Annotated in this window: 9 protein-coding genes and 1 pseudogene; 7 read left to right on the forward strand and 3 right to left on the reverse strand. The window is 57.0% G+C overall.

Translation table 11 applies throughout. The features are described 5' to 3' along the window. The coding region (locus ACEW8J_RS03440; RefSeq protein ID WP_373490237.1) for a DsbA family protein at window positions 1-286 on the forward strand (286 nt) is incomplete at its 5' end. 113 nt (window positions 287-399) lie between these two features. Beyond that, window positions 400-1,224, forward strand: a complete 825-nt coding sequence (locus ACEW8J_RS03445; RefSeq protein WP_373490238.1) for a crotonase/enoyl-CoA hydratase family protein — start codon at window positions 400-402, stop codon at window positions 1,222-1,224. A 10-nt stretch (window positions 1,225-1,234) separates the two neighbouring features. Here ACEW8J_RS03445 and ACEW8J_RS03450 read toward each other — a convergent pair whose 3' ends face one another. From ACEW8J_RS03450 to ACEW8J_RS03460, 3 genes are read right to left on the reverse strand one after another with little or no spacing between them, the layout of a single operon-like run. Continuing rightward, window positions 1,235-1,675, reverse strand: a complete 441-nt coding sequence (locus tag ACEW8J_RS03450) for an acyl-CoA thioesterase (RefSeq protein ID WP_373490239.1) — start codon at window positions 1,673-1,675, stop codon at window positions 1,235-1,237. Window positions 1,676-1,679: 4 nt separating this feature from the next. Further along, on the reverse strand, window positions 1,680-2,387 hold the full coding sequence (locus ACEW8J_RS03455) for a hypothetical protein (protein ID WP_373490240.1): 708 nt from the start codon (window positions 2,385-2,387) through the stop codon (window positions 1,680-1,682). Then, window positions 2,384-3,097 carry an MFS transporter gene (locus tag ACEW8J_RS03460; protein ID WP_373490241.1) on the reverse strand — a complete coding sequence of 238 codons (714 nt, stop codon included), beginning with the start codon at window positions 3,095-3,097 and terminating at the stop codon, window positions 2,384-2,386. Before ACEW8J_RS03460 ends, ACEW8J_RS03455 begins: the two co-directional genes overlap by 4 nt. Window positions 3,098-3,399: 302 nt before the next feature. Between ACEW8J_RS03460 and ACEW8J_RS03465 the strand changes: the two genes are divergently transcribed. The 5 genes and pseudogenes from ACEW8J_RS03465 to ACEW8J_RS03485 form a co-directional block, all read left to right on the forward strand. Further along, entirely contained in the window at window positions 3,400-3,936 is a 537-nt protein-coding gene (locus ACEW8J_RS03465; RefSeq protein ID WP_373490242.1) for a helix-turn-helix transcriptional regulator, read from the forward strand. A 58-nt stretch (window positions 3,937-3,994) separates the two neighbouring features. Continuing rightward, window positions 3,995-4,381, forward strand: a complete 387-nt coding sequence (locus ACEW8J_RS03470) for a hypothetical protein (RefSeq protein WP_373490243.1) — start codon at window positions 3,995-3,997, stop codon at window positions 4,379-4,381. Window positions 4,382-4,443: 62 nt separating this feature from the next. Further along, complete coding sequence (locus ACEW8J_RS03475; protein ID WP_373490244.1) at window positions 4,444-4,887, forward strand: hypothetical protein; 444 nt, start codon at window positions 4,444-4,446, stop codon at window positions 4,885-4,887. Window positions 4,888-4,988: 101 nt separating this feature from the next. Beyond that, a complete protein-coding gene (locus ACEW8J_RS03480; RefSeq protein ID WP_373490245.1) occupies window positions 4,989-6,416 on the forward strand; it encodes a glycosyl transferase family protein in 1,428 nt (475 codons plus the stop codon). Window positions 6,417-6,519: 103 nt separating this feature from the next. Beyond that, a pseudogene (locus ACEW8J_RS03485) lies at window positions 6,520-7,342 on the forward strand (hypothetical protein); the annotation flags it as partial.

Raw genomic sequence — 7,342 nt, forward strand, 5'->3', positions numbered from 1 at the left:
GTTCGCGACCGCTGCGTTCAAGGCTTATTATGGAGAACAGCGCAATCTGGATGATCCTCAGGTGCTGATCGCCATCGCCAATGAGGTTGGTCTGGACGGTGCCGCCCTGGCCGAAAAAACGCAGGAGCAACCTATCAAGGATCGGCTGCGCGCCAATACCGAAGAGGCGATAACGCGCGGGGCTTTCGGTTCGCCGAGCATTTTTGTGCCCTTTGGTGAGGGCGAAAGAATGTATTTTGGCAATGACCAGTTGCCCCTTGTTAACTGGGCGATTAAACATAGCTAGAAATAAGACCGAATCTTCAATTCCATTCGTGTCGAGCGCCGTCGAGACCGGTTGGGACTATCAAGCTTCTCGGTTTCGCTCGAAGCGAAAAGGGGAAGAGCAAAGGATGTAAAATGTCAGAACGCGTCACCATTGCCGTCAAGGATCATATCGCCGATGTCCGCTTCAACCGGCCGGACAAGATGAACGCACTGGATGCTCAGCAGATTGATGCCATCGTCGAGGCAGGCGAAAAGCTGGCGGCGATGGAAGGCATAAGGGCGATTGTCCTTTCCGGCGAGGGCAAGGCCTTTTGTGCCGGGCTGGACATGGGCAGTTTCGCAGCATCGGCGGCAGCCGCAACCGAAGCCAGCAAGGACGGCGACAAGTCACCGCTCGCCAGCACGCTGTCCGAGCGCACCTTCGGCAATGCCAATAAATATCAGCATATCGTACTGCTGTGGCGGCGACTGAAAGCACCGGTTATCGCCGCGATCCACGGTCCGTGCATCGGTGGTGGCCTGCAATTCGCCAGTGCCGCCGATATCCGCGTGGTCGCTCCCGATGCCAAAATGTCGATCATGGAAATGCGCTGGGGCCTGATCCCCGACATGGGCAGCTTCACCACATGGCGCAGCTTTGTCCGCGACGATATCCTGCGCGAACTGACCTATACCAACCGGATCTTCACCGGCGAGGAAGGCAAGGAACTGGGTTTTGTCACGCATCTTTCGGATGATCCGCACGCCAGGGCGATGGAAATCGCCACCGAGATTGCCAGCAAGCATCCGCAGGCGGTGCAGATGGCCAAGCAATTGATCAACAAGTTGCCCGACATGAACGAAGACGAAATCCTGATGATGGAATCGGTCGGCCAGGAACAGGTCAGCCGCACACCCAATCAGGTCGAGGCGGTGATGGCCTTCATGCAGAAGCGGACCGCCAATTTTACCGATTGAACCTAAATTTTCAGGGTTTGCCGTTCGTCCGCATCTTCTCCAGCTCTTCAATCACTTCCTGTCGCAGCGGCTTGCCCTGGCCATCGGTCCGGCAGACGATGGTTGAATCGCAAGTTGCGATGCACTGGCCATTCTGGAACATCGCCTGGGTTATGACATAGCTGGATCTGCCGATCCTGCTGACACCGGAGCTAATCTCGACATCATCGGGATATTGCCCTTCGCGCAGATAGTTGATCGTGACCGCCGCGATCATGCTCCGCTCGTTCCTTGGCCGGTCGGCCCAGGGTCGCAGGTTGCGGTTCAGCCGCACCCGCGCATTTTCGAACAGGGCCGCAAAGGCGACATTGTTGAGATGCCGGTTCGGGTCGATATCCTGAAACCTGGTCTGCATGACCACGGATACAGGATAATTTTCGGCGATCAGCTGCCAGGGTTCGGGACGGGCCATGGGGTCAGTTCATCTTCGCAACCAGGTCTTGCTGCAGCGTCTTGACCATGTAGACATACATGCCGCCAGCAACGATGAAGATGCTGACGATATACATCATCGCCCAGCGCAGGCCTTCGCCGCTCGCGGTCATGCAGACCCCGGCCTGGGCCGCGCCGAGCGTGGCGATCAGATCTTCCGACTTGCCCTTGCAGATCGGACCGGTCAACTCCGCGGCAAACTGGGAGCTTGCCAGATGGGCATTCATCAGCAAGTCGCTCAGGATACCCATGACGAGCGGACCGCAGCCATAGCCGATCAGGTTGACGATGAACAGGAACAGCGCGACCGCTGTCGCCCGCGACTGCGCACTCGCTACACCCTGGCAGATCGTATATTGGGCACCAAGATATCCGTAATGAAGGACGGCCGCGACCAGCAGCACGATCAGCGCGAAGGGCACATTGTCGGTGGTGAAGCCGATCCAGTAGAAAGGCACGCAGGCGATCAGCATGACGCCGGGCAGCCAGGCGACCACATTGGGATAGCGGCCGCTCATTTTCTCCGTGAGATAACCGGTAAAAAAGGCGCCAAAGGAAGCAGCCAGGCCAAGCGGAACGGCGATCTGCAGCGTCACTTCGGAGATGGATAGTTGATGCACACGCTGGAAAAAGGCGACCTGAAAATTGCTGATGCCATAGCCGACAAAGGCTACCAGAGCGGCCGCGATCATATTGATCCAGAACTGCGCTTGGCCGATAATTCCCTTATCGTCTCGCCGATACCCATTTTTCGCGGTTTGGTTGCGGTCGGGGGATCGGCATAACCGCGGGGAGGCTCCTCAACGGTGAAGAGGAAAATCAGTCCGAAAGCTATCCCGGGGATACCCAGAACCAGAAACGCCTCGCGCCAGGAAAAGGCCTGCGCGATCGGGCCGCCGAAGGCGTTGGCCAGCACGCCGCCCAGCGTGATGCCCATGGTATAGATTGCTATCGCCCGGGCGCGACTGCGCGGCGGGAAATAATCCGAGATTATCGAATTGGCTGCGGGCGTCAGACCTGCTTCGCCAATGCCGACGCCGATCCGGAAGACGAGCAGGGCGATGAAACTGCCGGCAATTCCGCACAATGCGGTCATCAGAGACCACAATATCACGCTGGCGGCGATGATCCTGACGCGGTTCATGCGCTCGGCAAGCCGGGCAATGGGGATGCCCATGACCGTATACATCAGGGCAAAGCCAAAGCCGGACAACAGACCGAATTGCCAATCCTGCAACCGGAACTCTTCGATAATGGGTTGCGCGACGACACCAATCAATATGCGATCGATGAAGTTCAGCGTGTAGAGAAGCATCAGGGAAATGATTACATAGTTCCGATACCCGCCGGATCGATATGCCAGTCCGGTATTTGTCAGGGGCTCTGCCTGGGTTGCGCTCATGCTCTCTCCTTTTTTGAGGTTGATGGCCTGAACTTGATCGCAAGTCCAGAGGCCATTGCAGCAATCTGGCTTGCGGCCCGGGTTGGTGATGCAAAGCATGAAAAAACGAAATATTTCACCAAACGGCGGATTTCTGATAAGGAGAGGGTTCGTATCGGTCGGTCAAAACAGGGCAGACAGGGGGCAGATATGGCGCAGGGCGCGCGATTCCCGCAATTTTCGCCAGCTTATCGGCGCAGGTCTGCTGCGATCTTTCGTGTCTCAAAATCGCTGAGATCCCGATTCGGCGGATCTTGCGCGACATGACCATCCCGGCAATCGAAAGGCTCAACGAGGGGCAGCGCGAGTGTTTGCGGCTAGTGCTGGCGCATCTCAATTCCAAGGAAATTGCCCGGGAACTGGGTATCTCACCGCACACCGTGGATCAAAGATTGCGGACCGCAATGCGCATTCTCCAAGTCCAGTCCCGCTTCGAAGCAGCGCGGATATTCGGCGCGCTCGACCGAGACAACAGCTATCATTCTTTGATATATCAATTGCCGGCTGTTGAACCAGAACGGAAAAACGGGAAGCTGAACCCGTTCGCCGGTAGGACAAGAAGCGAGAGCGCCGGCACGATAGACAATGTTGAATATGCGGATGGCGGCGGTGCCGTCCTGTCTCGGGAGCAATCCGGGAACAGGCACCGAACGCTTCCCGTCCCCCGCTATCGTGGTGAGAAAAATAGGCTCGCGACGGTCGAACGGTTGGGATGGATAGTGGCCATCGCAATCGGGGCTGCATTGTCCTTCGGCGGACTCATAGCGGGACTGGAAGCTCTGTCCCGGCTCAAAGGATAAGCCTTCCTGTTCCGAACAACGGATAGGTCTGCCGAATTTGACATTGCAGGTAAGGGGAATGGCAAAGCTTGATAAAGGAGTGATGATGTTAAAACAGCGACAAGATGCCGCCGAGAAGCTTGCGAGAAGACTGTTTGCAGCGGAGCTGGCGGTCGACGAAGCTATCAGCAAAATGGCTGAATTAACGGGCTATATGCCCATTGCGCGCACAGATGCCAGGCTGTCGGCGGTGGTTGGACAGGACGCCCTATCCAAGGCGGCCGAAAGCTTGTCCGCGCTGGTCGGAGCCAGGCGACATCTGGTGGCCACGCACCGACGACTGGCAGAAACGCGCGATCAAATTGGGTTGAGAGCGATGGCTCTGGGAAGCACGGGCTTGAAACCACCAGCACTTGCTCGAGAGCAAGATGAGAATGTTTTCGAAATGGTTGGTCATGCCGCCTAGATGCTTGCGGCGGGAGATGGCTCCGATACAAATAGGGCAACCTTTGAACGAGCCATAGCTCTATGATCTTCAATACAGTCTGGGCCTATCTCTACTACGCGTTTCTCATTGTATGTTGTGGATATGCAATTTTGCGGGGCGCTCGATCGGAATATTTTGGGGCGGCGGTTATGATAGTCGGGTCGTTATCAACATTGGCAGTAGCCAAATCATTCGGAACTTCCTGGTCAACCGTCGAAGAGGGCATATTTGCTATCGACATCATCGCTCTTGTTGCATTGATCTATTTGGCAATAAAATCCGATCGCTTCTGGCCGATGTGGGCGACCGCTTTTCATTTGCTCGCCGTGACCGTTCATACCGCAATGATGGTCGCACCGGACATCCCCCCGTGGGCATTTGGCACCGGCGCTGTTTTTTGGGCATATCCGATGCTGCTGGCGCTGGCGATTGGTTCCCGTGAACATGCAGCCTTGAAGCCCGGTCGCCCGATCGAATCCGGATAGCTCCCGCCCGTCCGTAACCGTTCAAATCTCGAACCACTTATAATTTCGGCACCATTATTTTTTGCAGAAGCCCCGTTTCTGCGAGCCCCTGGAGTTTGATCATGCAGATCGATCGGTTTTTGCTGTTTCTTGACTTGCTGCAAAAGGAATTGCTGCTCTTCGCTTGCCTGGCTTTTCTGATTGGCGCACTCGACGATCTGCTATTCGACGGGTTGTGGATTTTTCACAGCCTGAAGCGTCAGCTGTTTGTTTACACCCGCTTCAAACGCGCCACCGTGGAAAGCCTTAACCCTCCGGCCGCGGTTTGCCGGATGGCAATCTTCGTTCCCGCCTGGAAAGAGGCGGCAGTCATTGGCGCGATGCTGCGGCGCTGTTTGCAGCAATGGACCAACAGCGATTATCGGATTTACGTGGGCTGCTACCCGAACGATTCCGAAACCGTGGCCGCAGTCGCAGCGGCATCGACCGGCAGTGACAAGGTGCGGATTGTCATATGTCAGCGAGACGGACCGACGACCAAGGCGGATTGTCTGAATCATCTCTGGAGCGCGCTGTGTCGGGACGAGATCGAGGAACAGGCCAATTTTGCTGCGGTCATCCTGCACGATGCAGAGGATATCGTGCACCCCGGTGCGCTGACGCTGTTCGGACATCTGATCGGCAGGGCCGCCCTGGTCCAGCTCCCTGTCATTCCGCGTCGCGCCAAGGAGTCGCGCTGGGTTGCGGGTCATTATGGTGATGAATTCGCCGAATTGCATGGCAAGCAAATGGTACTGCGAGAAGCGCTTGGTGCCTCCATTCCCTCTGCCGGTGTGGGCTGTGCTTTCGCTCGCGATGCCTTGCAGACACTGGCCGTCCAAACGCGCGGCAAGCCTTTCGATGCCAATAGCATGACCGAGGATTATGAGCTGGGACTCAATCTGACCGGGGGCGAGGCGCGCGGTATTTTCGCGCGACTGCGCGACCGCCACGGACAGCTGGTCGCAACCCAGGAGTTTTTCCCTGACAAACTGGAGGATGCCATTCGCCAGAAAGCACGGTGGATGGCGGGCATATCCTTGTCGGGATGGGACCGACTGGGCTGGAAGAAAAGCTGGCGGGAGAATTGGATGCGTTTGCGGGATCGCAAGGCCAGCCTTGCCGCCATCGTTCTCGCTATTGCCTATATTGCAGTCATTCTGATGGGTCTATTGCTATTCGCAGAATTGATCGGGGCCTACCGTTTGCAACCCCTGTCCCCATCACTCGAGATTTTACTGTTACTGAACGCCTGTTTCCTGTCGTGGCGGCTGATGATGAAATGCTATTTCGTCTTTGCACTTTATGGGTGGCAGGAAGCGATCTTGTCGATTCCCCGGACGATCGTGGCCAATCTGATCAACATCATGGCGGTCTGGCGAGCGCTCAGCCAGTATGTAGCCCAGCTTGCCGGTTATCCCGTCCGTTGGGAAAAAACCAGCCATTTTTACCCCGACGCGCAGAATATCAAGCAGCTCAGGCCGCAATATTCTGCGAACGAAAAGGGCTGATCGCTTGCCCGGGCCTGCCGCCGGTGCGCCGCTAAGGGCAATGGCAAGTCTGGCGCTGATCTGGATCGGGCTTCGGGTCATTTCATGGCATGGACCGACAGATATGGCATGGCTTCCCATCCCTCCCGTCGCCCAGGTCACGGGGCGTCATGATGGAGGCAGAAACGGACGAGAATTGGTCGCGCTGCCTTTGGCGCGCCCGAAGGAAGGCGCCTCCAGTGACGGCGAAGAGCACGGAATTCTAACGGCATATAATGCTGGAGGTGGCGGGACTGCTCTGCCGATGACGGCGCGATCGGCTTTGAAATTGGCCGCTGCTTCGCGTGCACTCTGGCAAGAATCCGAAGATGTGCGCGGCTTTTTCCTGCAGGCCTCGTTCGCTCGACCGAAAGCTCCATCAGGAACTCGAGCAAGGGAGATACCACGTTTCCCGAGTCCGCCTGCGTTGCGCCATAGCGGGAAGTGGGGCGGCTATTTTTGGATCTATGCCCGCCAGGGTTCCTTCGCTGGACAAATCGGTCCGGGAACGGGCAAGCGTTCCCAATCAAACGGCCAATATGGTGGCAGCCAGACCGGAGCGATCCTGTCCTACCACCTGCCGGACATGCCGTTCCCGGACATATCACTTTATGGCCGTCTTTCGGCTGCGCTGGATCCGTGGAGTGAGCAGGAATTCGCTTTCGGAACCCGCATCCGCCCGGTTCGAAGCCTTCCCGTCGCTTTGCATCTCGAGCAACGGCTTGACGCCGGCTCGGGAGGAAATTCCGGCACTGCCATTTTTGTGACGGGCGGCACCGGGCCGGATCAGATCGTGGAAAGATTTGCGCTCGAGACTTATGCCCAAGCGGGCTATGTGCTCGGGAGAAACGAGACCTATTTTTTCGACGGATCAGCGACTGTGCAGCGGCCAATCGCGGAATTTGATG

Source organism: Parasphingorhabdus sp. (assembly GCF_041748495.1).
Classification (GTDB): domain Bacteria; phylum Pseudomonadota; class Alphaproteobacteria; order Sphingomonadales; family Sphingomonadaceae; genus Parasphingorhabdus.

Bases quoted from the DNA above. Each gene is read 5' to 3' on its own strand.
- ACEW8J_RS03445 (WP_373490238.1), top strand. From the start codon at position 400: ATGTCAGAACGCGTCACCATTGCCGTCAAGGATCATATCGCCGATGTC.
- ACEW8J_RS03450 (WP_373490239.1), bottom strand. From the start codon at position 1,675: ATGGCCCGTCCCGAACCCTGGCAGCTGATCGCCGAAAATTATCCTGTA.
- ACEW8J_RS03455 (WP_373490240.1), bottom strand. From the start codon at position 2,387: ATGATCGCGGCCGCTCTGGTAGCCTTTGTCGGCTATGGCATCAGCAAT.
- ACEW8J_RS03460 (WP_373490241.1), bottom strand. From the start codon at position 3,097: ATGAGCGCAACCCAGGCAGAGCCCCTGACAAATACCGGACTGGCATAT.
- ACEW8J_RS03465 (WP_373490242.1), top strand. From the start codon at position 3,400: ATGACCATCCCGGCAATCGAAAGGCTCAACGAGGGGCAGCGCGAGTGT.
- ACEW8J_RS03470 (WP_373490243.1), top strand. From the start codon at position 3,995: ATGGCAAAGCTTGATAAAGGAGTGATGATGTTAAAACAGCGACAAGAT.
- ACEW8J_RS03475 (WP_373490244.1), top strand. From the start codon at position 4,444: ATGATCTTCAATACAGTCTGGGCCTATCTCTACTACGCGTTTCTCATT.
- ACEW8J_RS03480 (WP_373490245.1), top strand. From the start codon at position 4,989: ATGCAGATCGATCGGTTTTTGCTGTTTCTTGACTTGCTGCAAAAGGAA.